The organism is Prevotella sp. (assembly GCF_036570325.1).
In the GTDB taxonomy this organism is placed as follows: domain Bacteria; phylum Bacteroidota; class Bacteroidia; order Bacteroidales; family Bacteroidaceae; genus Prevotella.
Genome location: NZ_DATCYK010000131.1, coordinates 1 through 26,619, shown reverse-complemented (window position 1 = coordinate 26,619; position 26,619 = coordinate 1). Strand labels below are relative to the sequence as shown.

Sequence of the window (26,619 nt, the reverse complement as noted above, 5' to 3'; positions counted from 1 at the left end):
ATTATGAAGAACAATAAGATATTAATGCTCCTATTGCTGGTTGGCACGACCATCCTCTTGCAGTCATGCCTGAAAAATGAGGAGGACCTTTTCGGCCAACCGTCATCCAATCGCATGGATGCGTATTTGGATAAGGCCAAGAACGTGCTGACCGGTGCGCCCAACGGATGGGCTTTTGAGTACTATCCCAACGTGAAACAAGCCTATGGCGGCTTTACCTATACGCTGAAATTCAATACCGACGGCACGGTGGAAGCCCGCAAGGAAGGTGTGGCAGCAGCCGAGAAGTCCGGCTTTTCTATCAAGACCGACGCCGGACCGGTTCTCTCTTTCGATACTTATAGCAACCTGCTTCACGAGTATGCCACCCCCTCAAGCTCGGCTTATCAAGCCAAGCAAGGCGACTTTGAGTTTGTCATTGACAGCGTTGGTGAGGAGATTGTCAAGTTACATGGCAAGCGCACCCGCAATGTCATGTACCTATATAAGCTCACGGAAAGCGCCGAAACCTATCTGAAGAAAGTTGAACGTCAGAGATCCTTGTTCTGGTATGACCACACCGAGGGCACAATAGGCACAGCCACCGACCGTCAGACGTATGACTTCACGGCCCGGCAGATGACGATTGGCGGTGGCAAAGTGGCCTACACCTTTACCGACAAGGGCATTCGACTCTTCAAGGAGGTGGCGTTAGGTGGTCGGATGGTACGCAATTTTGAGAACGACGACGCCCACATGCAACTCAAATGTCTTGACGAGGGCGCTACGGACGTGGTGCTCAAGGGTACACTTTCGGGCGAGTACTTCCCCGGATTGCTCGAGGCTGAGGCCGGAATCATAAGAATCAATGACGCCGAAATGTCGAAAACCATCACGATGTCGCACCTGAAAGACTTTGATGTGAAGAAGAATGGCGACTGGTTTACGCTGACCCAAGAGGGTGACAACGTGAAACTGGTCTATACAGCCAACCGTACCGGCCACGTGCGCACGGGCCATATAGACTACGCTTTGGGCGAAATCAGGGGCACGGTGACCATTGTTCAAGGAACGTTTGCCGACGATGTGGTGGGCGATTACGAGCTGCATTATCAGGATGGAGCCAATACTTACACGATGAAAGCCCGTATTACACCCGACAAAAAGCTCTATCTGATGTATGGTGAGAACGAGTTGAGTATGAAGTTGCGAGTAACCAACGAGACCATCATAGGCATAGAGAGCGGTCAATATATGGGAGAACTCAAGAATGAGGATGGAACGGTATCCTATTGTTACAACATTTTCCTTGACGAAGCTAACACCTATTGGACCGGTTACAACGCCGGTTATTATTACAATGCCGGTTTCTCTTATTCCGAGGATACCCATGAGCAGGTCGGTCACTTTGAAGGTATGTTTGGCGCGAGGACCATCCGCAACTTCGCCTTGTACTCCTTTAAGGCCAAAAAGTTCTCAAGTGATAACAACAGTGGCTATCTCGTCAGGATGAAAGACCCTTATCTTGTGAAGACCAATTAAAAAGCAATCGTTATGAAGAAGATATTTTGTTCACTAATTCTATGCTTAGGAATAGCCGGTTTGTCGGCTTGTTCCGATGATAACAGCAAGAATCTCAATTGGCAATCGCCCATTTCGATCATTAATTCCAATATTATCTTTGAGGGCAACAAGGCTTCGGGTGGTCTCCGGGTGCAGGCCCCATCGGCCATTACGGCCACCGTCACGGCCCCATGGTGTCACATCAGTGTGGTCAATGGTGACTCCGTTACGGTCAACGTGGATGAGAATGCCACCATAGAGGGGCGCTCCGCCGTTATCGCTATCAAGAGTGGCGATGAGGAACTGACGGCCGTCGTGCAGCAAAAAGGCCTCTCCTTTTTACCCAAGATGGATAAAAAACTGACCCTTACCAGCGATAAGGGCGTTACGAAGTATTACATTAAGCACACCACGGCTGCCAAGGCGTGGAGCAATGTGGCGTGGTTGAAGCCCTCGATGGATGGCGATAGCTTGGTAATCGCGTCTGATGAGAACACCGGTATGGCCCATCGAAGCGGCATGGTCTATGTGCAGTCGGGGCCTTATACGGACTCGGTGGCCGTGGAACAAGCCTTCAGTTTTGACAAAGCCTATCTGCGTAAGTACAACCTCCGCTATCCGTCGGGTTCGGATTGGAAATCCACTCCCGTGGAAATGGTGAAAAACGAAGATGGTTATTACTTCCTCAAGTTCACGGACGCCGCGAACTCCACCTTCTCCGGACTGGAAATACCCTTGGAAGTGGATAATGTCAACATGTCAATCGCTATCGCCAACCTCGCCCTTGCGGGCACCAAGATCTATAAGGGAACCGAATATAAGGTAATGGTCATGGTGATGGGACAGAAAAAGGGTGCTACGAGTATCAGCCGATTCAGCAACGGAGGCATAAAACTGAATGGCGTTCCAACGGTCAACAATGACAAGGTTACATGGAATTTCACGCCTAATGACCAGTTCAATTCCGAGAGATATGACTATCTGTTGCGCTTGTCTCTGTCTACCGACGGTAGTTATTCGGGTTATGCCAAGGTATCGATTGCCACCTTGGGACAGCCTTATCTTGAGCAGGCTGATTGATTCTTGGCGAATGAAAGCGGCTCGGATGAAGGTCCTTCGACCGTTGTTTGCTTACCTTTATTCTAAGTAGTATATAATAGGGCGCAGCTTTTTTCTAAAAAGCTGCGCCTTTTTTGTATCCTTAATCGGCATGAGTTTGATTATGAATTATTTTTACAAAAGGCATAGAAAAAGTGCCATTGCCGTTGATGAATCGTGCTTTCGTTCTGAAAAACGCTAAGAAAATGGTTCTCGTTAATGCGTTGATATATAATTGGTTATGATTTTTAAAGCGTCGAAAAATGCTTCTGCTCTTTCCCATTTGGGTACTTTTACCGGCCCGTAGCGGTGCTTTGGGCTTTTTAAAAGAGGCTTACGGGGATGTGGAAACATGGCCGTGGAGTGGTCAAAGGGCAGTTATGGGCGAGGGACGAGCGTGTGTAGGCTCTGTCAAAGGCGTGGCATGATGGTGTAAAAAAGCCATTTCGGCGTTGTCGCCTCTCCGGATGAGTCGCTGAAAAGAGCGTGAAAAACTGACATAAAACTTTACAAATATCTTCTTTTTCATCAGGCCCCGCAACCTTGGGGCGGGCCCTTTGGCGGCGTGAAGTGAAAAATTATAACCTTTGGAAGACAGATAATCAAATATTTCAATTATCTTTGTATATCCAACCTCCCGAGCCGTGGCCACGCGGTTATGGGCTCCGCGAGGTGGAGATTTATAACTTGTATATATTCATATTTACATAAATTACATGGCAACAGTAGACGACAAGAAGATTATCTTCTCAATGGTGGGAGTCTCAAAAATCATCCCGCAGAATCAAAAGCAAATCCTGAAGAATATCTATCTCTCCTTCTTCTATGGCGCTAAGATTGGTATCATCGGTTTGAATGGTGCCGGTAAGTCGACGCTTATGAAGATTATCGCCGGACTGGAACAGCCTTCGCAAGGCGAAGTAGTGTGGAGTCCCGGCTACTCCGTGGGCTATCTGCCCCAAGATCCGCCGTTGGACGAGGACAAGACCGTGAAAGAGAACGTGCAGGAAGGCGTGCGTGAGGTGTACGACGCCCTGAAAGAATACGACGAAATCAACGTGAAGTTTGGCTTAGAAGAGTATTATGGCGATCCCGACAAGATGGATAAGCTCATGCAAAGGCAAGCCGAGCTGCAGGACATCATCGACGCCACCGACGCGTGGAACATGGATTCCAAGCTCGAAAGGGCCATGGCTGCCCTCCATTGTCCGCCGGGCGATTGGCCCGTCACCAACCTTTCGGGTGGTGAGCGCCGCCGTGTGGCCTTGTGTCGGCTGCTCCTTACGAAGCCCGACGTGCTCTTGCTCGACGAGCCTACCAACCACCTCGACGCCGAAAGTATCGACTGGTTGGAGCAACATTTGCAGCAATACGAGGGCACGGTCATCGCTGTGACCCACGACCGATACTTCCTTGACGACGTGAGCGAGTGGATATTGGAGCTCGACCGTGGCGAGGGTATCCCATGGAAGGGTAATTACTCTTCATGGTTGGAGCAGAAAACAACCCGCATGGCGCAAGAAGAGAAGATTGCGTCGAAGCGCCGCAAGACCCTCCAACGTGAGCTTGAGTGGGTCCGCATGGCTCCCAAGGCCCGTCAGGCCAAGGGCAAGGCCCGTCTGAACTCTTACGAGCAAATGCTCAATGAGGAGCAGAAGGAGCGCGAGGAGAAGCTCGAAATTTATATCCCCAATGGTCCTCGACTGGGTAATAAGGTGATTGAGGCGCAGCATGTGCAGAAGGCTTTTGGTGAGAAAGTGCTCTTCAGCGACCTCAACTTCATGCTCCCGCCCAACGGTATCGTGGGTGTCATTGGCCCCAACGGTGCCGGTAAGACCACGCTTTTCCGTCTTATCATGGGCTTGGATCAGGCCGATGGCGGTACGTTTGAGGTGGGCGAGACGGTGAAGTTGGCCTATGTGGACCAGCAACATAAGGACATCGACCCCAATAAATCGGTGTACGATGTCGTTGCTCAGGGCAATGAGACCATCCGGATGGGTGGCCGCGACATCAACTCAAGAGCCTATCTGTCGCGTTTCAACTTCTCTGGCACCGACCAAAACAAGCTCTGCGGCGTGCTCTCGGGTGGTGAGCGTAACCGTTTGCAATTGGCTTTGGCCTTGAAACAAGAGGGCAATGTGCTCCTGCTCGATGAGCCTACGAACGACATCGACGTCAATACGCTGCGTGCGTTGGAAGAAGGTTTGGAGGCATTTGCCGGCTGTGCCGTTGTCATCAGCCACGACCGATGGTTCCTCGACCGTATTTGTACGCACATATTGGCCTTTGAGGGCAATGGCGAGGTGGTGTTCTTCGAGGGCGATTACTCCGAATACGAAATCAATAAGGCCCGTCGTTTGGGTAACGAGGAAATCAAGAAGACCCGTTACCGCAAGCTGATGGAAGATTAATTCCGGTTCCTTCCGGCAGGCTCATGGGGCTGTCGGAAGGATTATTAATTGATATAAATCTATGGATCAAGCAGAAAAAACAAGGATAGAAGAACGTATCGTGGACGTGCTCAAGACCGTCTACGACCCCGAGATTCCCGTTGACATTTGGAATTTGGGTATGATATATAAGGTGGAAGTGAAGGAGGATGGCGTTGTCGACTTAGACATGACGTTCACGGCGCCCAATTGTCCGGCCGCCGATTTCATCTTAGAGGATGTCCGCACCAAGGTGGAGAGCGTGGAAGGCGTGGCTTCGGCCAATGTCAATCTGGTCTTTGAACCCGCTTGGGATCAAAGCATGATGAGCGAGGAAGCAAGGGTGGAACTGGGTTTTGAATAAAACTGAAGCTGTATGAAGAACGTGTATTTTTTGAGTGATGCCCACTTAGGTTCGCTGGCCATTGAGCATCGGCGTACCCAAGAGCGAAGACTTGTAAGATTTTTGGATAGTATCAAGGAGAAAGCCGCTGCCGTTTACCTGCTCGGTGACATGTTTGATTTTTGGAATGAATACAAGTATGTCGTGCCCAAAGGTTACACTCGATTTCTCGGAAAGTTGTCGGAACTGACCGATAATGGCGTCGAGGTGCACTTCTTCACGGGCAATCACGACCTTTGGACCTATGGTTATTTGGAGCAGGAGTGTGGTGTTATCGTGCATCGCAAGCCACTGACGACCGAGATTTACGGCAAAGTGTTCTTCTTGGCCCATGGCGATGGCCTCGGCGATCCTGACCATCGGTTCAAGATATTGCGCAAAATGTTCCACAATCCGCTGTGCCAATGGCTGCTCAATACGGTCCATCCACGTTGGGGAATGGCCTTGGGGCTCAATTGGGCCAAGCACAGTCGCCTCAAAAGAGCTGACGGTAAAGAGCTTCCTTACATGGGGGAGGATCGGGAATATTTGGTGTTGTTCACCAAGGAATACATGAAAAACCATGCCGACATTGATTATTTTATCTATGGTCATCGCCATATTGAGCTTGACATTACGCTGGATCGCAAGGCCCGTGTCATGATTCTGGGCGATTGGATATGGCAGTTCACCTATGCCGTGTTTGACGGTGAGCACATGTTTTTGGAGCAATATGAGGAAGGAGTCACAAGGCCTTGACGGGGCTTTGTGGCATAGGATGGGGCGGTCAATGGCTTTTGATAGGCCCGTTTAACAAAATGTAAACCTTTGTTCACAAATAAAGCCGTTTTTTATTTGTTGAATTCAGGATTAATCTTTATATTTGCGGTGTCATGCTTACAGAATGACAATGCTATAAGAATTCAACTATTACTATTAAACCTATTATAATTTAAGACACTATGGAAGTTGAGAAAATCATGCAGGACCTCGCTAAGAAGCATCCGGGCGAGCCTGAATTCCTTCAAGCAGTTGAAGAAGTACTTAATTCTATCAAAGATGTTTATAATCAACATCCTGAATTTGAAAAAGCAAAGCTTATTGAGCGTCTCGTAGAACCGGAGCGTGTAATCATGTTCCGTGTGCCTTGGACCGATGACAAGGGTGATGTTCATGTTAACATAGGCTATCGTGTGCAGTTCAACGGTGCCATCGGACCTTATAAGGGTGGCCTTCGTTTCCATCCATCCGTTAACTTGAGTATCATGAAATTCCTCGGTTTCGAGCAGACTTTCAAGAATGCGCTCACCACATTGCCCATGGGCGGTGCCAAAGGTGGTAGCGATTTCGCGCCACGAGGCCGTAGCAGCGCTGAGATTATGCGCTTCTGCCAGTCTTTCATGAGCGAACTCTATCGCCATATCGGCCCCGATGTTGACGTGCCCGCAGGCGATATTGGCGTTGGCGCACGTGAGATTGGTTACCTCTTCGGTATGTATAAGAAGCTCACTCACCATTGGGAAGGCGTTCTTACCGGCAAGGGCTTGGAGTGGGGTGGCTCTAACATCCGTCCCGAAGCTACCGGTTATGGCGCTCTCTACTTCGTAAATCAGATGTTGCAGACCCGCAATCTCGACATGAAAGGTAAGACTGTGGTTGTCAGTGGCTTTGGTAATGTGGCTTGGGGTGCCGTTCAGAAGGCGACAGAGTTAGGCGCCAAGGTGATCACTATCAGTGGTCCGGATGGTTACATCTATGATCCGGCCGGTATTTGTGGTGAGAAGAACGAGTACATGCTTGAGCTTCGCTCCAGCGGTAATGACATTTGTGCTCCTTATGCTGAGAAGTTTGAAGGCAGTAAGTTCATCGCCGGCAAGAAACCTTGGGAGGTTAAGGCCGATATTTACTTGACTTGCGCTACACAGAATGAGCTTAATGGCGAGGACGCCGACATGATTTTGGCGAATAGTCCTTTGTGTGTGGCTGAGGTAAGTAACATGGGTTGCACGGCTGAAGCTGTTACTAAGTTTATCAAGGCTAAGCAACTCTTCGCGCCGGGTAAGGCTGTCAACGCAGGTGGTGTGGCCACTTCAGGTCTTGAAATGACACAGAACTCCATCCGTTTGCATTGGAGTGCCGCTGAAGTTGATGAGAACCTGCATAAGATTATGCACTCTATCCATGAGCAGTGCGTGAAATATGGTACTGAAGCAGATGGCTATATTGACTATGTGAAGGGTGCCAATGTTGCCGGATTCATGAAGGTTGCTAATGCCATGATGGCGCAAGGCGTAGTATAAACGAACCAAATTGTATCGTGAATTGTAGAAAACGAAGTCTTTTTTTACAAGTTCTAATCTTATTGGCCTTTACTCTTTTGTGTGCTCAAACGCAGAAGGGTAAGGCCACTTTTTATTCAAAGAGAGCCACCGGAGCACGAACGGCCAGCGGAGAGCGGCTCCATCACGACAGCTTAACGTGCGCTCATCGCAGTCATCCCTTTGGAACAAAACTGCGAGTGACCAATCATGCTAATGGCAAAGAGGTGATCGTGCGTGTTACCGACCGTGGTCCGTTCAGCCGAGGACGAATCATTGACCTTTCTTGGGGTGCCGCCAAAGCGCTCGATATATTAGATCAGGGCGTGGCAGTAGTGGAGATTGAGGTGGTAAATGAGAACATCATACCTTTTAAACCGCCCGTTTATCAATTTCCGGAGTTTGATTTGGGCGTTTCCAAGAAGCCTATAGGCTTCGGTAAAGATTGGAGAAAACTGAAAAAAAGAATGAGCCGTTGAGTCTTTATTCTCAACAGCCCATTCATTGATTCGTGTCGTTATATATTCCTCTTTCTTGTCAGCAGCGCTTTTGTAGCATGCTTTTGAATTTAATTTTGCGGAGGGATGGATTTCCTTTTTCTTGTCAGCAGCGCTTTTGATGAATGGATTTAAAAACGTTGTTGTAGGACTGAGATGCGCTTTTATTTGACCTTATTGAGTTTCACCATGACGGGGTAGTGGTCTGAAAGGTTGCGTCGGGTTTTGCCAAGCCAGTAACTATTGGTGAAGATACCATAGTGATTGACTTCAAAATCGGGCGAAACAAAGATATGATCTATACGGTTGTTGTCGCGGAAGTCTTGCATGTAGTCGTTCCAAGTGCCGATGGGTGCCATGCGTTGTTGGGCATTCGCATAGCAGTCACGCAGGTTTCCTTGTTCTGCCAACAGCTTGTAGACCTCGTTGTTTTGGTCAAGATTGAAGTCGCCGGTTAAGATAACGCTCTCGCCTTTGGCCAGTTCCTTAATGCGACTGATGATGAGGCGGGCGCTCTCTTGCCGTGCCACGGTGCCTACATGGTCCATGTGCGTATTGAAAAAGTAGAACTTCTTGCCCGTCATCTTATCCATAAACTTACCCCAAGTGCATATACGCACACAGGCGGCGTCCCATCCCAGTGAAGGCTTCTCGGGTGTTTGCGACAACCAAAAGTGGCCATTAGCCAACACTTTCAGCCGTTGCGTGTTATAGAAAATGGCCGCATATTCGCCTGCTTCCTTGCCATCGTCCCGTCCAACGCCCATGAATTGGTAGTTGGGCAATCCTTTTTGAAGATCATGAAGCTGGTTGACGAGTACCTCCTGCGTGCCAAAGATGGCCGGTTCTTCAAAGTTTATGAAGTCACAAATGGGCTGACAGCGCAGTGACCAGCCGTTTCCCTCGGGCCTATCGGCAGGATTGTCGTAGCGGATATTGTAACTTCCAACATATAGTTGTTGGGCATAGACACTGCAAAAGAGTAAGAGGAATAATGTTAAAGTTGTAATTCTTTTCATGAATATTATTGTTTTATGATTGATGTTTGTTGAAATCCATCCGGTTATATTTATGCTTTAAGCGAGAAATAAGCCAAAAATTTTCTCCTTGACAAAAGTATATAAAACAACGGGAATGGTGAAACTATTTCTCTATAAAAGTTGATAAGCCACCGAGTTGGTTGGGAAGTTGACGAGTGAACGAGTGCACGAGTAGACGATTTGTTAGTTCTTAGTTGACAAGTCTTTAGTTGACGAGTTGACAAGTTATTAGTTTTTAGTTGACAAGTTTTGAGTTAACGAGTTGCTGGTTATTTATGCCTTGTCGGGTAAGTTATCCGAAACGGCAGTTTTGATGTGGCGTGTTAAATACATATATAATAAGGTGGCAATATGTGCTTTTTGAGGTTCAAAGGCCCATAATTACAACAATAATCCCTATTTTTGTAACCTGATACATAGTAAAAGAACTGTTCAGAGACAATATGGAAGACAAAATCCCACAAGAGTTCAATAAGTTCTATTTGAAAGATGTCACGTTTGTGAATCTGATGATGCGGCGTATTTATAACGTATTGATAGTAGCCAATCCTTATGATGCGTTCATGTTGGAGGACGACGGACGAATAGAAGAGAAGATATATAATGAGTATATGGAGTTGGGATTGCGCTATCCGCCCACCTTTACGCAAGTAAGCACCATTGAAGAGGCCCTGCCCATCCTCAATACCACACGCATAGACTTGGTTATTTGCATGCCCGGCAACGCCGATAACGACGCTTTCGACGTGGCCCGAGGCATAAAAGAACATTTCCCGAAGATACATTGCGTGGTCCTGACGCCGTTCTCTCATGGCATTACCCAGCGCATGCAACATGAGGACTTGAGCATTTTCGACTATGTATTTTGCTGGTTAGGCAATACCAATCTTATCCTTTCTATTATCAAGTTGATAGAGGATAAGATGAACATAGAGCACGACATTCGCGAGGGAGGCGTGCAAATGATACTCTTAGTTGAAGATAGTATCCGCTTTTACAGCTCCATCCTCCCCAATCTTTATAACTATATTCTGCTTCAGAGCAAGCGTTTCTCCACCGAGGCGCTCAACAAACATCAGGCCACCCTGCGCATGCGAGGGCGTCCAAAGGTAGTGCTGGCCCGTAACTATCAGGAAGCCATGGAACTGTTCATGCGTTATAAGAACAATTGCTTGGGCGTTATATCCGACGCACGCTTCCCTATGGACAACCGATTGTCGCAGTTGCCGACGGCAGATGGCGCCGGCGAGGGCGTGAAAGACCCCGAGGCGGGCTTAAAGCTCTTGCATGCCATCCGTCAGGAGGACGAGTACGTGCCCCTCATCATGGAGAGTTCGGAGTCGGATAACCGACAAAAGGCCGAGGCGGAGGGCTTCCGTTTCGTGGATAAGAACTCAAAGAAGATGAGCGTTGACCTACGAAACCTCTTAGAAGAGCACATGGGATTCGGCGACTTCATCTTCCGTGACCCCGCAACCCATGAGGAGATACTGCGTGTTCACAGCCTGAAGGAATTGCAAGACAATATCTTCAAGATTCCCAACGACTCCATGTTGTATCACATCAGCCGCAATCACATGAGCCGTTGGCTAAGTGCCCGGGCCATATTTCCCGTTTCGGCCTTCCTCCGACAAGTCACTTGGCACAAGCTGCAGGACGTTGACGCACATCGTCAGATCATCTTCGACGCCATCGTTCAGTATCGTAAAATGAAGAACATTGGCGTTGTGGCCGTGTTCGACCGTATGAAGTTCGACCGTTTTGCCCACTTCGCACGCATTGGCGACGGCTCTTTGGGCGGCAAAGGACGCGGCCTTGCTTTCTTGGATAACGTGGTTAAGATGCACCCGGAGCTCAATAAATTCGAGGGAGTTTCGGTCCAAATACCCAAGACCTTGGTGCTTTGCACCGACTTGTTCGACCAGTTCATGGAGCAGAACAACCTTTACCAGATAGCGCTTAGCGACGTTAGTAACGACGAAATCCTGCGTCATTTCCTGCGGGCGCAGCTCCCCGACGCGCTCATGGATGACTTCTTTACCTTCTTTGAGGCTGTGAAGTGCCCCATAGCCGTGCGTTCCAGCTCGTTGTTAGAGGACAGTCATTACCAACCTTTCGCAGGAATATACAGCACTTACATGATTCCTTACTTGGAAGATCGCTACGCCATGGTCCGCATGTTGGCCTGCGCGATCAAGGGAGTCTACGCCTCGGTGTTCTATAAGGATTCCAAAGCCTACATGACCGCTACCCGTAACGTCATCGACCAAGAGAAAATGGCCGTCATATTGCAGGAAGTCGTGGGCCGCACATACGGCGATAAGTTCTATCCCAACATCAGTGGCGTACTGCGTTCGCTCAATTATTACCCCATCGGCGATGAGACCTCGGAAGAGGGAATCGCCTCGTTGGCATTGGGATTGGGCAAGTACATCGTCGATGGTGGTCAGACTTTGCGGGTCAGCCCGTACCATCCCGATCAGGTGTTGCAGACCAGTGAAATGGAAACAGCGTTGCGCGAGACGCAAACTCAGTTCTATGCGCTCGACCTAAGCAATATAAACGAAGAGTTCAAAGTAGACGATGGATTCAATATAAAGACGCTCAAGGTGAAAGAAGCCGTCGACGACCATTCGCTCAATTTCATCGCCTCAACCTATGATCCCTACGATCAGGTAATCCGCGATGGGCTTTATGACGGTGGGCGTAAGATTATCTCGTTCTGCGGTGTGCTGCAACAAGGCGTCTTCCCCCTGCCCGAAATCATGCAAATGGCTATGAAGTTCGGCTCCGAAGCCATGCGACGTCCCGTCGAAATAGAGTTTGCCTGCAATATCAACGCCGACCGCACGGGCGATTTCAACCTGCTTCAGATACGCCCCATCGTCGACTCCAAGCAGATGATAGACGAGGACGTGAAGGCCATCAGCGATGAGGATTGCCTCTTGCGGAGCCACAACTCGCTGGGCCATGGCGTGGTAGAAGACGTTGTCGACGTAGTTTACGTGAAGTATGACGACAACTATTCGGCCATGCACAACTACGATGTAGCCGCCGATATAGAGCGAATCAACCGCAAGTTCATCAACGATGGGCGCAATTACGTGCTTATCGGGCCCGGCCGATGGGGTTCCAGCGACCATTATTTGGGCATTCCCGTAAAGTGGCCCCATATCAGCGCGGCTCGAGTCATTGTGGAAGTGGCGTTGAAAAACTATCGTGTCGACCCGAGCCAAGGCACCCATTTCTTCCAAAACCTTACCAGTTTCGGCGTGGGTTACTTTACCATCGATACCAATGTGGTGGGTGAGGGCGGCATGCTTCGTAAGGATTTGCTCGACGCCATGCCCGCCGTGGAGGAGACAACCTACGTGCGTCATGTGCGTTTCGACCATCCGTTGCGTATCTTGATGGACGGAAGAACGCAAGAAGGAGTGGTCATGAAGTGATGTTAAGTTAAATAATGTTAGATTGATAGGCCTTTTTTGAACTTAATATTTCTATTTGTTGGATTCTGTCTTTATTTGGTTTATATTTGTTACATAATTTGTTTTAAAAAGCAGAATATAAAATTACGGTCGGTTGGCCTTGAGCTTTTATAGGCTTTAAGGCCATCGTTTTTCCCGTAATTCTTCAACTATATAAAACTGAGTGTATAACCTTATTTTAATTTAAAACAAAGAATCGTATGCGAACATTTGACTTAGAGCAGGAAGTTATACCGGCACTCGTGAAAGCCGCGTTCATGTTATGGGCTGTATCAGCAGCGGTATATGCGATTGATTGGCTGTTTTATGGGGTTGTAGCCCTTATGTTCTTAGCTTTCATTGCTGAAATAGTGCTGTCGCATAAAGTAGGGAAGAGTAAGGGGATGGACTATGCTTTCTCGTTAGGCGAGTCAGTTTCGGTTAGTTTAGACATGCTTGTTATCTGTTTGGTGGGGATTATATTAGCCTATGCCGCAGGTTCCCGAATGGTTTATGTATGGCTGCTCATGACTGCGTTTTGGTTTATCGAAAGATTCTTATTTAAGAAGGAGCGTAGTAAAATAGAAACGCCTGCCGCCCAAGAGTAAAAGCCTCGGTTGAAGAAAAACTATCTTTCTTCTATTCATTCTCGTATTATGCTCAGTTGATAGTATAACCTTATTTTAATTTAAAACAAAGAATTGTATGCGAACATTTGACTTAGAGAAGGAAGTAATGCCGAGTATCGTTAATGCGATATGTATTTTAGGAATAGCAGCAGATGTAGTTTATGAGGTATATTGGCTGCTTTACTTGGCAGGAGCTCTGATGTTGTTGCTTATTATTACCGATATTGTATTATATTACAAAGTAGTAAAGAGTAAGGGATTTGAATACGCTTCCATGCTGAATGACTCAAGTTTCTTTACTATAGATGTTGTAGTAATCGAATTGGTGGGTATGATGATAAGCTACGCTATAGGCTCTCAAATGTTTTACGCATGGGGATTAATCGTTTTGGTAATCCTTATCAGTTGGTTCATTCCTATGAAAAAGCGTGAAAAAACTAACGTGCCTGCCGCCCAAGAGTAAAGGTTCATAATTTCAACCTTGCGATAACGCCATTCTCGAAGCAGCCCTTTTACCCGCTCAAAGGGCTGCTTTTATTGTGTCATAACGGCTCTTTGGGCGGGTAAAAGGCCTGCTTTCGTAGGGCGATAACGAAGCGGTTGATTATCAATTGATTATGTTTGTATTTTTTGCTTTCGTGTTTTCAACCTTGCGGAGGCCCACAAGAAATGTCCCAACTTTCATATTAGAGTTTTTGGGGGCGTATATCTGTTAGTTTGATTGACGTAAATCAATAAAATAGGAATTCAACGCAATAATCCTCAAAAATATTTGCAAATAGAATAAAATGCCTTTATCTTTGCATTGTGTTTTTCATGGTATTAGATTTAAGGTTAACAAGATTGGGACTCAGCGGAGCCCCTTTTTTTATGTCCTTACGTCAACTTGCTATTTTGGGAAGGGCCAATGAGGAGGGAATAACTTAGATATACCCCGTTAAAAAAATGATAAATTCTTTATTCTTTACTCTATAATACGCTTTCATTATGTGTTTTCTATGTCTGTATTGTTAAGTTGATAAGGTGGGGAAAATACGAAAAAGCGTATAATGTTTGGAGATATAGGAATCATTCTGTATTTTTGCTAAAGATAGAAAGGGTATTCGTATATTTATAATAGTTACGTGAAAGGAAAGGAAATGAAAACAAAAGAAGAAGCCTACGCATGGCTTAGAAAGACCAAGCAGCGCAAGAAAGAGATGGTGGAGGAAATGAAAGACTATCTCGTTTCTGAATATGAAAAGCAGTATGGGTGCAAGCCTACTCATATAGAAGTGCTATGATACTTAATGTAGAGGCAATTAATGAAAAGGCCCCGTACGTAGTCAGTCAAGTTCCTAACAAAAACTTTGTTAGTTTTAAGACTGATTATGGGGTTGAATACTTGGTTGGTTTTGATAAAGATGACTTGTCTTTGTCGAGCGCAGACGTCTATCAATTCTCTATTATCAATGCTAATAATAAGAAATCTCCACGTGATGGCAAGGTGCGCGATACCATTATAGCTGTTGTAGAAGACTTTTTTAGTCTCAATAATGAGGTCATGCTTTATATATGTGAGACCGGTGATGACAAACAACCCATGCGAAGTAGGCTGTTCGAGCATTGGTTTGACCGCTATAAAAAGGGCTGGAATATCCTTATTCTTTCAACATCTTTGTGTGATGAGGATGGCGTTCAAAACTATGCCGCTATTATTTTAAGGCAGGACCATCCTCGTTTGACAGAGGTTATAAATGAGTTTACAGAAACGATAAAGGCCCTTAATAGCAAATAAAAGACAAGTAATTCATTGATTTTTACTACATTTGCAGTCGTCAACGTTGACGGGTTGCCTCGTTACACCTTTCTGATGGCCTGACAACTACTTGCTAAACGGGGGCGGTAGAATCGTTTTGATCATGAATTTTGTAAAGTTTTTAAAAGATTGGACCTTGCTGGTAGGTCTTGTGGTAGGCTCTTTGGTCTACTTGTTGTTTACCGGTATTCCGGCGTTGGTGCCCATTGGTGAGGCCTGCGGGCCCGTGTTGGTGTCGGTGTTGCCGGTCAATATTTTCCTCATGCTTTACATGACGTTCTGTAAAATGCAGATGCACGACCTGCGTCCGCGCCGTTGGCATTTTATTTTACAAGCCATTCGCATACTTCTTTCCTTGCTGGCCGTCGTGGCGGTGAACCTCTGCGACGACCCCACATGGAAGCTCCTGCTCGAGGGAGTCTTCATTTGCGTTATCTGCCCCACGGCCGCTGCCGCTCCCGTTATCGTGGAAAAGTTGGGTGGCAATATCGCTTCGCTCACCATCTATCTGTTTATTGCCAATGGCGTAACGTCGGTTATCATTCCCTTGTTCTTCCCTTTGGTGGAGAAGGCGGCCGACATCAGTTTTCTCACGGCTTTCCTCATGGTGCTCAAACGGGTGTTGATGGTGCTCGTCATTCCCCTTGGCTGCGCCTTGTTTACCCGTAAATACCTGCCGGGCGTGGTGGAATGGGTGAAGCGGAGGTCTAATTTGAGCATTTACCTTTGGAGTATCAATCTTTCCATCATCATGGGTTTCACCATGCGGAGCCTCATTCATGCGCCCGTGTCGGGCTGGGTGTTGTGGGCCTTGTGTATCATTCCGTTGGTTCTTTCGCTCTTTCAGTTCTCGTTGGGAAAGGCCATCGGCCGTCATTATGGCGACAGTATAGGCGCCGGTCAGGCCTTGGGACAGAAGAATACCGTGGTGGGTATATGGCTCACCTTGTCGTTTTTGAATCCTTATGTTTCGATAGCGCCCTGCGTGTATGTGATATGGCAGAACATCATCAATGCCGTGCAGTTGTGGTATAAGCAGAAGTATGGCTATCTGAAGTGGTAGCGTGAGCGGGAAAATGAAAGGAAACCGAACGTGGTAAACAGTAATAAAACCGAGGATATGGAGGACAACAGCATAGTGGCTTTGCTCGAGCGCCACGGCGTGAGGCCCACGGCCAACCGCATACTCATCGTGAAGGCGCTGGCCGCCGGGCGCCATCCGCTGTCGATGCGCGACCTTGAGATAGAGATACAATCCATCGACAAGTCGAATATTTTTAGGGCGTTGACCCTCTTTCGTGAGCGTCACATGGTGCATGCCGTGGAGGATGGCGACGGCGCTACCCGTTATGAGCTTTGTTGGAGCGAGGATGAGGACAGCGATGAGGACGAGCACATGCACTTTTTTTGCGAGGTATGCCACCGCACTTTCTGCCTTTACGACCGCCATGTGCCCGATGTCAGTCTGCCCGAAGGCTATCGGGTGAGCAGTGTCAATTGCTTAGTGAAAGGCGTATGCCCCGCTTGTGGGCGCAAGAGAAAGTGCTGACGACTTCATTTTTTAGAGATAATTAACGGCCCATAGTAACATTTGTTACCTTGGGCCGTTGGCCGTTTGTATAATTTTGCGGCTGAAATTCAAAAGTCATTATCAAATAAATTCAAGAAAGATGGAGAATAAAATGTTTTGTTTTCAGTGCCAAGAAACAGCTAAGGGCACCGGTTGTGTACTTCAGGGCGTGTGTGGAAAAACGGCTGAAACGTCGCGTTGGCAGGATTTGTTGTTGAGCGTTGTCAGGGGCGTGGCCACCATTGCCGACGCGCTTGGCCGATCGGGACAGCCTTACGACAAGGTAAAGGTGGGCGATTTTGTGGTCGATGCGCTCTTTACAACCATCACTAATGCCAACTTCGACGATGAGGCTATATTAAATAAGGTGGCCTTGGGTGTGACCATAAAGGAGGATCTGCGTCGTCAGGCGGTGTTGGCCGGTGTGGCTTTGCCTGCCTATCAAGAGGTGATTTGGGAAGGCGATGAGGTTGATTATGAGGCCGAGGGCCGTCGTCAGGGCGTGCTCCGCAATGAGAACGCCGACCTGCGGTCGCTCAAGGAGCTGGCCGTGCTGGGCCTGAAGGGCATGGCGGCTTACTACGAACACGCTGCCCGCTTGGGCGAACGCGACGAGTCAATCGTTGACTTCATGCTGAAAGCATTGGCCATCGTCACCAATCCCGACGCCACGATGGATGAGTTGCTCGGCAATGTGCTCGAAACGGGCAAGTTCGGAGTCGACGTGATGGCCCTGCTCGATAAGGCTAACACGGGTGTTTACGGCAATCCCGAGATAACGAAGGTGAATATCGGTGTGGGGAAGAACCCCGGCATATTGATTTCGGGCCATGACCTTAAAGACATAGAGGACCTGCTTATACAGACCGAAGGCACCGGCGTGGACGTTTATACGCATGGCGAGATGTTGCCGGCCCACTACTATCCGCAACTGAAAAAGTATCGCCATTTGGTTGGCAACTACGGTAACGCTTGGTGGAAGCAGCGTGAAGAGTTTGCCACTTTCAACGGTCCCATCGTCTTTACGACCAATTGTATCGTGCCGCCGACGCCGAAGGCTTCTTACAAGGACCGCGTCTTTACGACCAACGCCACGGGATTCCCCGGCTGGAAGCATATCACGGCCGGCGCCGATGGCCATAAGGACTTCAGCGAGGTCATCGCCTTGGCCAAGCAGTGCGAGGCTCCCACGGAGATTGAGCAGGGCGAAATCGTCGGTGGTTTTGGCCATGCGCAGGTGTTTGCCTTGGCCGATCAGATTGTGGAAGCCGTGAAGAGCGGTGCCATTCGCAAGTTTGTAGTCATGAGCGGATGCGATGGCAGAATGAAGAGTCGTAACTATTACGAGGAGTTCGCCAAGGCTTTGCCCCACGATACCGTGATATTGACCAGTGGCTGCGCCAAGTTTAAGTACAATAAGTTGAACTTGGGCGACATCAACGGCATTCCCCGGGTGCTCGACGCCGGCCAATGTAACGACTCTTATAGCTGGGCCGTGGTGGCGCTGAAGCTGAAAGAAATCTTTGGGGCCAATGATATTAACGACTTACCCATCTTCTTCAACATCGCTTGGTATGAGCAAAAGGCCGTCATAGTGCTGCTGGCGCTGCTCCATTTGGGTGTGAAGAACATTCATGTTGGCCCCACGTTGCCCGCCTTTATCTCCGAAGGTGTGCTCAGAGTGTTGGTCGATAACTTCGGGCTTGCGCCTAACGGCACGGTGGAAGACGACCTTCAGCAATACATCTTGTCATAAGGCGGTGGGCTGTCAGCCTTGTTGTAAGGGCTTTCGGTAGCCTATGACCGATAATAAAGATGAGAGGGCGCGGCTTAGGCTGCGCCCTCTTTGCGAATGGATAGCCATGGGCGAGGCGTTCCGAGCAGTCGGGCGGAGTCGGGGCTTGCTCTATTATATAAAGGTATAGGGCAGGAGCGGTAGGTGAGTTTCGGCCGCTTTACGGCGGAGTAATAAGCCTATGAATGGGGAATAAATGGTAAATGATTTGATAATATGTGGCAAAAAGGGCAATTTTTTATGTAAATTGTTGCTTCCGAACAATATTTATGTTAAATTTGCGCTTAGTTATTTAATAAATCATACAAATTATTTTAGAGAATTATGAAAAAGTATTTAGCAGAAATGTTCGGCACGATGGTGCTGGTACTCATGGGCTGCGGCGTGGCTGTCAGCTTGGGTTGTAACAATGGCGATCCTGAAACGGTTATTGGAACAGCCTTGGCTTTCGGTCTGTCTGTTGTGGCTATGGCTTACACCATTGGTGGTATCTCAGGTTGCCACATTAACCCCGCCATCACGTTGGGCGTTTATCTGAGTGGTCGTATGAACACAAAGGATTTCGGAATGTACATCTTGTTCCAAGTGATTGGTGCCTTCATCGGTTCCGCTATCTTGTATCTGCTCACGTCGAATGCCGGCCTTAATGGTACCGGAGCCAACGATTTGCAGGACATTGACGTAACCGTATTGGGCGGTTTGTTGGCCGAGATTGTATTTACTTGCGTATTCGTATTGGTTGTATTGGGCGCAACGGCGAAGACCAACGGTGCTACCAACAACTTCGCGGGTCTGGCTATCGGCCTGACATTGGTGCTTGTACACTTGGCTTGCATCCGTTATACCGGTACATCGGTTAACCCCGCACGTTCAATAGGTCCCGCTTTCTTCCAAGGAGGTAGCGCTTTGCAGCACTTGTGGATATTTATTGTAGGCCCATTCGTAGGCGCCGCTTGTGCCGCAGGTATCTGGAAGGTTATCGATACCGAGGAGAAGGCATAATAAGAACGACTGACTGTATTATTTTAATTAGACATTTATATTCCGGAAAGTTGCGGTTTAACAAGCCGCGACTTCCGGTTTTCTTTTCATGAAGAACCGTGCAAAACAATGAATTAAACGCTATGCAGGGACATTCTTCGGAGGAACGTCCCAAGGCAACCTTGACAACAAAGAAGTATTTGGTGCCTTTCGTCCTGATAACGAGCCTGTTCTTTCTTTGGGGTTTTGCCCGTGCCATCCTTGATGTGCTCAACAAGCACTTTCAGAATGAGCTTCATATCACCATCACGCAGTCGTCACTCATACAAGTGACAACTTACTTGGGGTATTTCCTGATGGCCATTCCGGCGGGCTGGTTTATCAATCGCAACAGCTATCGTAGGGGCGCGGTAGTGGGTCTTATGCTCTTTGGCATAGGAGCGTTGCTGTTTATTCCTTGTGCCGCCATCGGCACGTTTTATGCCTTCTTGGGTGCCTTGTTCGTCATAGGTTGTGGCCTTGTGTTCTTGGAAACATCGGCCAATCCTTACGTAACAGAGCTGGGTAGCAAGGAGACTGCCACCAGTCGGCTTAATTTCTCGCAATCGTTCAACGGACTGGGAAGCCTGTTTGCCACGTTTGTGGTGGGACAGTTCTTCTTCAGCGGTTCGACAAGCGCTTACAGCGCGGTGGTGCCTTACACGATATTAGGTGTGTTGGTGCTGGTTATCGCCTTGGTGTTTTCGAGAGCCGAGCTGCCCGAAATCAAGCATGAGGAGGAAAAGTCGGAGCGTGATTCGGAAACCCGTATCAAGCAACTCTTCAAACATCATCCCATGTTTGTCTTTGGTTTGTTCGCTCTCTTGGCCTATGAGGTGGCCGAGATTTCCATCAACAGTTATTTCATTAACTTCGTTACGGGCCAAGGATGGATGGACGACAGCAGCGCAAGTATCGTGTTAACGGTGGCTTTGGCATTCTTCATGGTAGGTCGTTTTGTGGGAAGCTGGTTGATGAGGCGTGTTCCCGCCGAGGTGATGTTGCTCATCTGCGCTGCCGGAAGCGTGCTTTGCATGATTGCGGTACTGCTGAATTTGGGTAAAATATCCATGCTGGCTATCATCTGTAATTATCTTTTTGAGGCCATCATGTTCCCCACTATCTTCTCGTTGGCATTGCAAGGGCTGGGCAATCTTAAGAAAAGTGCCTCGTCACTGTTGATGATGACGCCTATCGGAGGTTGCGGATTCCTGCTGATGGGGCTGATAGCCGACCATACCAATTTGGTGATTCCCTTCCTCATTCCGTTCTTCGGCTATTTCATCGTGTTGCTCTTTGCCTCTGAACTGACCCGCAAGAACGATTCGCTGAAGCGGCGGTCATAAAAACGGTGGTGCCTCATTTTGCAACGCTTGTTTTACAATTGGTGGGAGAGTGGCAAGGAATCGTGTTATTATTAATTTTTTTAACCTGAGCGCATGGCTAAATCATGCGCTATTATTTTGTATTGCGGAAAGAATATGTTAATTTTGCATGCGATACAACTAATTAGGTATTATTTTATTATATAAACAACATAAATATTATGGCAGTAAGTTTCAAAGAATTAGGTCTCGTGAATACACGTGACATGTTCAAAAGAGCCGTTGACGGTGGTTATGCTATTCCGGCATTCAATTTCAATAACTTGGAACAGCTTCAGGCTATTATCAAGGCCTCTTCAGAGTTGAAGTCACCCGTGATCCTTCAGGTTTCTAAGGGTGCCCGCAACTATGCTAACCAGACATTGCTCCGTTATTTGGCAGAAGGTGCTGTTGAGTATGCTAAAGAATTGGGTTGCAATCATCCTGAGATCGTATTGCACCTTGACCATGGTGACAGCTTCGAGCTTTGCAAGAACTGTGTAGACATGGGCTTCTCTTCAGTAATGATCGACGGTTCTTCACTTCCTTACGAAGAGAACGTAGCGTTGACAAAGCGTGTAGTAGAGTATGCTCATCAGTTCGACGTAACTGTTGAGGGTGAGCTTGGCGTACTCGCAGGCGTTGAGGACGAAGTTGTAGCTGAGGAATCTCACTATACAAAGCCCGAGGAAGTTGTAGACTTCGCTACCCGTACTGGTGTAGACTCTTTGGCTATTTCTATCGGTACTTCTCACGGTGCTTACAAGTTCAAGCCCGAGCAGTGCACACGCGACCCGAAGACCGGCCGTTTGATTCCTCCTCCATTGGCTTTCGACGTATTGGAAGCTATCGAGAAAGAACTTCCCGGATTCCCAATCGTGCTCCACGGCTCATCTTCTGTACCCCAGCAGTATGTTGACATCATCAACGCTAATGGCGGTAAGTTGCCTAACGCTGTAGGTATTCCTGAAGAAGAACTCCGTAAGGCTACCAAGAGTGCTGTTTGCAAGATCAATATTGACTCTGACTCTCGTTTGGCTTTCACGGCCGGTGTTCGTGAGACATTCGTTCAGCACCCTGAGTACTTCGACCCCCGCCAGTATTGTGGTAAGGCTCGTGAGTACATGGAGAAGCTCTACTCAGAGAAGATTACCGACGTTCTCGGCTCTGACAACAAGCTGGCTCAACTCGATTAATTGACTTCCCATGCGGAGACTTGCGTAGAACAATCTCCGTAGAAGGAAACCCTTATAGGCCCGGTCTTGGTAAAGATCGGGCTTTTTTGTATATATATTCCGGTTTTCACGGTAAAAGCGGGGATAAAACTTTTATAGTTTCGTAGTTTTTTCGTACATTTGCAATAAGAAAATAAATTTGAGTTTTCAAGATAGTAAATAGTGTTTGCATACATACCCATTACCAATAACAAAAGCAACTGGTAAATAACTATAATATTTTTTATGACTCTCTATTTTGAGGCCACTTGCTGTCCGTGAGGATGGGGCAAGTGGTCAGTTTTGTTTTATAGGGCTATTTATTGTTTTGAATTTTAATTTAAATAGTGCTATATATATAAATGTAACACATATTTATATTTGTTTCATTGTTTTTTTGTTACCTTTGCAGCGTACAATTAGAAAATATATGAGAGGATTTTTAAGTTTAGTCCTTGCTTTAGTTTTAGGCAATGGATTTGCTGCTCGGGCCGGCGTGTCTGGTCAAAATGCCGCAAAAGCCATTGAGCAAAAGCAGGAAGATGTTGTTTCAGGAGTGGTTCTTGATGAGACTGGAGAACCTTTAATCGGAGTTACAGTACAGCAAAAAGGAACAGAGAACAAGGCAATGACCGATATTGATGGCCGCTACTCTCTTCGCTTGAAGGCAGGAGCAGCCAAGACCTTGGTGTTGACTTATGTGGGCATGAAGACCAAAACGGTGACTGTCACGGGCGCTGTGGCCAACGTGAAGATGGAGGAAGACGCCCATGCTTTGCAGGATGTAGTGGTTGTGGGTGCCTATGGAACGACCCAAAAACGCAGTGACCTTGTGGGTAGTGCCTATCAGGTGAATTCCACACAGTTGAAAGGTTTGCCCCAGCAGCGCCTCGACGTCATGCTTGACGGTTTGATTCCGGGTGTAAAGATTGCCCCCAATACGACCGACCCCGGCAGTCCCCGTACACGTTTTAATGTACGCGTGCGTGGTGAAGCGTCGCTTAACGCCAGCAATGAGCCGCTGTGGGTGATTGATGGAACGCCGATGTACACGGGTGATCGTACGAACATGATGCCCGGAACGAGCTATACGGTGAGCCCATTGTCGTTTATCAATCCTGATGATATAGAGTCGATAACGGTGTTGAAAGACGCAACGTCGACGTCAATCTATGGTGCCGACGGTGCCAATGGTGTAATCCTTGTGACTACGAAGAAAGGTCGTGCAGGAAAAACTACCATTAGTAGCAGTGTACAGTTTGGTGTTGCGAATATTGATGTTAGCACGGCTCCTAAAGTGTTGAACGCCAAGCAGTGGATGGAATTGGCCAAGTCGGCCTATCAAAATGCGGGATTGGATATGCGGACTTTCCCTTTTCAGGATAACGATATAAACAGTTACTCTACCACTGATACCAATTGGCGCGATGTTTATTACGGCACGGGGAATAACTTGAGTGCCAATGTGTCGCTGAACGGAGGTTCGGAGAAAAGTGATTATTATGTTTCGGGCCAGTATTATGAGAATAAGGGAACGGTTAAAGGTAATGCGCAACAGCGAGTAACCTTGAATTCTAAGTTTGGTTTTCAGTTAGTGAAGAAATTGGATCTTGAGGTTAAGTTATCAGCTTCGTATAATAACAATGATCTTTTCGCTTTAGGACGTGAGTATTATGAACTTTTGCCCATCTATTCTCCTTACAATGCTGACGGCACTATTCGCTTATATAATAAAAGAGTGGTAGGTTTGGATAGCAATGGCAGTCCTATTTTTACTAAAGAGCGTTTTATTAACAACTCAGTGGCAGAGCGGGAACAGAATATTAATAATCAAAAGGCATGGTTTTTAACAAGTAACTTCACATTAAACTATGAAATATTGAAGGGCTTTACCTACACGGGAAAGTTTTCTTATGACTATCAGAGCACGTTGGAACAGACCTATAGCTCACAGCGAAATTGGACCGGTATGTCGTCAGAGGATAATCCTTTGGGATATGCTCGTCGCTCCTCAGCCGATATAACCAATTGGAATACGGTTCATCGACTGAATTTCAATAGGGCTTTTGGTAAGCATGTGATAGGTGGACTGTTTGGTTTTGAGGCTGGTTCTCGGAATTATGTCACGATGTATGTCACCGGTTCGGGCTTTATCAATGATAAAATACAAGATGTAAGCTATGCTAATAAGAAGGATGGGTTTAACAGTAGCAATAAAGCTAATAAGGCTTCTTTCTTCGGGCAGGCCAGTTATTCTTATGACCAACGTTATTATTTAACGATAAACGGCCGTAAGGATGGCAATTCACAGTTTGGTAGCGACGTGCGCTGGGCTAACTTCGCATCTGTGGGAGTTTCATGGAATGTGCATAATGAGAAGTGGTTTAATATACCATGGATGAATGTCTTGAAGCTCAAGGCAAGCTATGGCTCGAATGGTAACTCGCGTCTTGGCGGCCAAGAGTCGCTCGGCACCTATTCGTATGGTGACAGTTATCAGTACAATGGTGAGATGGGAGGCGTGCAAGGACAGTCGCCCAACTCGAAATTAAGCTGGGAAACAACCTATATGACCAACCTTGGTATTCGTATAGCAGCGCTGAATCGTATTGATTTTGAGTTGGAATATTATCATAACAATACGAAAAATCTGCTTAGCCAGCTGCCCGTTTCACTAATGATAGGTGACACACGTGTTTATCGTAATGTTGGTGAAATAGTAAATCAAGGTATTGAAATGACATTGACCACGCGTAATTTTATTCCTAAAAAGGAAGATGGTTTCAGTTGGACAACAGAGTTCAATCTTGCTCATAATAACAACAAACTGACCAAGTCCTACCGTGGTACGCAGGTAAACTTTACGGATGGCATTTCTTGGATTGAGGGAGAAGATACCAAAACTTATTATCTCGTGCGCTGGGCAGGCGTCGATCCCTACGACGGAAGCCCCATGTGGTATGATGCGAAAGGCAATATTACCAAGTCATACGACAGTGTCAACAACCGTGTTAGGGGCAAAAAGCTCAATTCTACGGTAACGGGAGGTATGAAAAATAAGTTTACTTATAAAGGATTCACGTTTAGTTTCCTGCTTAACTACCAATTTGGAGGTTATAATTATAGTAGTTTTGCCAGCATAATGAACTCAGATGGTTATAATATTCTTAGCCAAAATCAGGCGATAGAACAATTACAGCGTTGGCAGTTGCCCGGAGATATAGCGCTCAATCCCAAGTCTATTGCCAATTCTTCGACCCAATCATCGCGTACTTCTACGCGTTTTCTCTATAAAAAAGACTTGATTCGTTTGCAGAATATGGTGTTGGACTATCAACTTCCATCTGATGTAGTTCGTGGATGGGGGCTTTCAAGCGCATCGGTGTCGCTTATTGGCGATAACTTGCTTGCCTATAGTCCATATTCCGGAAGTGATCATAACTCTTATAAGACCGTTATGAGCGGTTATCCATTAGAGCGTACTTTCTCGATAGCAGTAAGCGTAGGATTTTAAAAGCTAACAGATAAGTCCAATGAAAAAGTTTTTTATATATACAGCGATTGCCCTTTGTTTGGCAACGCTCACCGCTTGTAATGATTTCCTCACTGTAGAGCAAAAAGGAAAAAATACAATTCCGGGATTCCTTTCCGATCCTCGTGGCTTACATTCAGGATTAGTAGGAGCCTATCAAAAGTATTTCAGCCAATACGATAGACAGTTCTTGAAGTATCCGGAGGTGGCCGGTATCACGGCGAACCTTAATGTTACGTCGGGCTCGGACATGCTTGACCAATATAATTTCGTACCTAATGCGGTCAGTGCCACTACTTCTTATTATATATGGTATAGCTTGGGTACCGCATTAGCTAATGCCAATAACATTATTCAGTATGCTCCTATCGTGGCAAAGGATTTCCCCGAGCGTGCCGATTTTTGTGAACAACAGCGTGGGCAAGCCTTATTTTTACGAGCGTTATGCCATTTCGACCTTGTAAGAGTGTTTGCTCAGCCTTATAACTACACTGCCGATGCTTCTCATTTGGGCATTCCCGTATTAACAATCACGCCCGGCCCGAATGACAATCCTTCACGTAATACGGTGAAAGAAGTGTACGATCAGATTCTTATTGACCTCAAGGAAGCCGCCACAATCCTTACCGATGAGAAGGCTACGGATAGCCATTACGCCTCTTTGCAGGCTGTTAATGCCATGCAGGCCCGTGTGTATCTCTACATGGAAGATTGGCAAAATGCTTACGATTACGCCGTGAAGGCCATCGCCGGACAAGATTTGGCCGATAAAGCGACGCTCATCAATATGTACGCAAACCTGACTACACAAGGTGAAGCCATATTCCGCTTGAGCGGAGAAGCCATGAGCGGCCAGCAAAAAGCATTCTATAATACGCAGTGTGTGCCATCAGACCAGTTGTTGAACATGTTTGATGCGGA

At 47.1% G+C, this 26,619-nt stretch carries 21 protein-coding genes; 20 read left to right on the top strand and 1 reads right to left on the bottom strand.

Features of this window, described 5'->3' with window-relative positions; all coding sequences use genetic code 11:
• Positions 1-3: 3 nt before the first annotated feature.
• The 7 genes from VIR50_RS11860 to VIR50_RS11830 all read left to right on the top strand — a co-directional run bounded on the left by VIR50_RS11860 (position 4) and on the right by VIR50_RS11830 (position 8,251).
• The gene (locus VIR50_RS11860; protein ID WP_331935321.1) at positions 4-1,521 is read left to right on the top strand and encodes a DUF4302 domain-containing protein; all 1,518 of its coding nucleotides are present in this window, start codon (positions 4-6) and stop codon (positions 1,519-1,521) included.
• Between the two features lie 12 nt (positions 1,522-1,533).
• Positions 1,534-2,622 carry a BACON domain-containing protein gene (locus VIR50_RS11855; protein ID WP_331935320.1) on the top strand — a complete coding sequence of 363 codons (1,089 nt, stop codon included), beginning with the start codon at positions 1,534-1,536 and terminating at the stop codon, positions 2,620-2,622.
• Between the two features lie 734 nt (positions 2,623-3,356).
• Positions 3,357-5,054: an energy-dependent translational throttle protein EttA gene (ettA, locus tag VIR50_RS11850; RefSeq protein ID WP_331935319.1), complete on the top strand. Its 1,698-nt coding sequence runs from the start codon at positions 3,357-3,359 to the stop codon at positions 5,052-5,054.
• A 61-nt stretch (positions 5,055-5,115) separates the two neighbouring features.
• Positions 5,116-5,436: a metal-sulfur cluster assembly factor gene (locus VIR50_RS11845; protein WP_331935318.1), complete on the top strand. Its 321-nt coding sequence runs from the start codon at positions 5,116-5,118 to the stop codon at positions 5,434-5,436.
• A gap of 12 nt (positions 5,437-5,448) precedes the next feature.
• A complete protein-coding gene (locus VIR50_RS11840) occupies positions 5,449-6,213 on the top strand; it encodes a UDP-2,3-diacylglucosamine diphosphatase (RefSeq protein ID WP_331935317.1) in 765 nt (254 codons plus the stop codon).
• Positions 6,214-6,416: 203 nt separating this feature from the next.
• Entirely contained in the window at positions 6,417-7,754 is a 1,338-nt protein-coding gene (gene gdhA / locus VIR50_RS11835) for an NADP-specific glutamate dehydrogenase (RefSeq protein ID WP_331935316.1), read from the top strand.
• 62 nt (positions 7,755-7,816) lie between these two features.
• Positions 7,817-8,251, top strand: a complete 435-nt coding sequence (locus tag VIR50_RS11830; RefSeq protein WP_331935315.1) for a septal ring lytic transglycosylase RlpA family protein — start codon at positions 7,817-7,819, stop codon at positions 8,249-8,251.
• 182 nt (positions 8,252-8,433) lie between these two features.
• Here the strand turns inward: VIR50_RS11830 and VIR50_RS11825 are convergent, their stop codons facing one another.
• A complete protein-coding gene (locus tag VIR50_RS11825) occupies positions 8,434-9,288 on the bottom strand; it encodes an endonuclease/exonuclease/phosphatase family protein (protein WP_331935314.1) in 855 nt (284 codons plus the stop codon).
• A 464-nt stretch (positions 9,289-9,752) separates the two neighbouring features.
• Here VIR50_RS11825 and VIR50_RS11820 point away from each other — a divergent pair, with 464 nt between their 5' ends.
• The 13 genes from VIR50_RS11820 to VIR50_RS11760 form a co-directional block, all read left to right on the top strand.
• A complete protein-coding gene (locus tag VIR50_RS11820; protein WP_331935313.1) occupies positions 9,753-12,758 on the top strand; it encodes a PEP/pyruvate-binding domain-containing protein in 3,006 nt (1,001 codons plus the stop codon).
• A gap of 239 nt (positions 12,759-12,997) precedes the next feature.
• Positions 12,998-13,384, top strand: a complete 387-nt coding sequence (locus tag VIR50_RS11815; RefSeq protein ID WP_331935312.1) for a hypothetical protein — start codon at positions 12,998-13,000, stop codon at positions 13,382-13,384.
• A 97-nt stretch (positions 13,385-13,481) separates the two neighbouring features.
• Positions 13,482-13,868 carry a hypothetical protein gene (locus VIR50_RS11810; protein WP_331935311.1) on the top strand — a complete coding sequence of 129 codons (387 nt, stop codon included), beginning with the start codon at positions 13,482-13,484 and terminating at the stop codon, positions 13,866-13,868.
• 676 nt (positions 13,869-14,544) lie between these two features.
• Complete coding sequence (locus tag VIR50_RS11805; RefSeq protein ID WP_331935310.1) at positions 14,545-14,688, top strand: hypothetical protein; 144 nt, start codon at positions 14,545-14,547, stop codon at positions 14,686-14,688.
• Entirely contained in the window at positions 14,685-15,182 is a 498-nt protein-coding gene (locus VIR50_RS11800) for a DUF6169 family protein (protein WP_331935309.1), read from the top strand. The genes VIR50_RS11805 and VIR50_RS11800 overlap by 4 nt, the downstream gene beginning before the upstream one ends.
• A gap of 124 nt (positions 15,183-15,306) precedes the next feature.
• The gene (locus VIR50_RS11795) at positions 15,307-16,266 is read left to right on the top strand and encodes a transporter (RefSeq protein ID WP_331935308.1); all 960 of its coding nucleotides are present in this window, start codon (positions 15,307-15,309) and stop codon (positions 16,264-16,266) included.
• Between the two features lie 57 nt (positions 16,267-16,323).
• Complete coding sequence (locus tag VIR50_RS11790) at positions 16,324-16,752, top strand: Fur family transcriptional regulator (RefSeq protein WP_331935339.1); 429 nt, start codon at positions 16,324-16,326, stop codon at positions 16,750-16,752.
• A 121-nt stretch (positions 16,753-16,873) separates the two neighbouring features.
• Entirely contained in the window at positions 16,874-18,529 is a 1,656-nt protein-coding gene (gene hcp, locus VIR50_RS11785) for a hydroxylamine reductase (RefSeq protein WP_331935307.1), read from the top strand.
• Positions 18,530-18,892: 363 nt separating this feature from the next.
• Positions 18,893-19,570 (top strand): MIP/aquaporin family protein, encoded by a 678-nt coding sequence (locus tag VIR50_RS11780; RefSeq protein ID WP_331935306.1) that lies wholly within the window; start codon positions 18,893-18,895, stop codon positions 19,568-19,570.
• A 122-nt stretch (positions 19,571-19,692) separates the two neighbouring features.
• Entirely contained in the window at positions 19,693-20,934 is a 1,242-nt protein-coding gene (locus tag VIR50_RS11775; protein ID WP_331935305.1) for a sugar MFS transporter, read from the top strand.
• Positions 20,935-21,134: 200 nt separating this feature from the next.
• Positions 21,135-22,148: a class II fructose-bisphosphate aldolase gene (locus VIR50_RS11770; protein WP_331935304.1), complete on the top strand. Its 1,014-nt coding sequence runs from the start codon at positions 21,135-21,137 to the stop codon at positions 22,146-22,148.
• A 448-nt stretch (positions 22,149-22,596) separates the two neighbouring features.
• Positions 22,597-25,680, top strand: coding sequence for a SusC/RagA family TonB-linked outer membrane protein (locus tag VIR50_RS11765; protein ID WP_331935303.1), 3,084 nt, complete (start codon positions 22,597-22,599; stop codon positions 25,678-25,680).
• A 19-nt stretch (positions 25,681-25,699) separates the two neighbouring features.
• Positions 25,700-26,619: RagB/SusD family nutrient uptake outer membrane protein (locus VIR50_RS11760; protein ID WP_331935302.1), on the top strand; the 920-nt coding region annotated here is incomplete at its 3' end.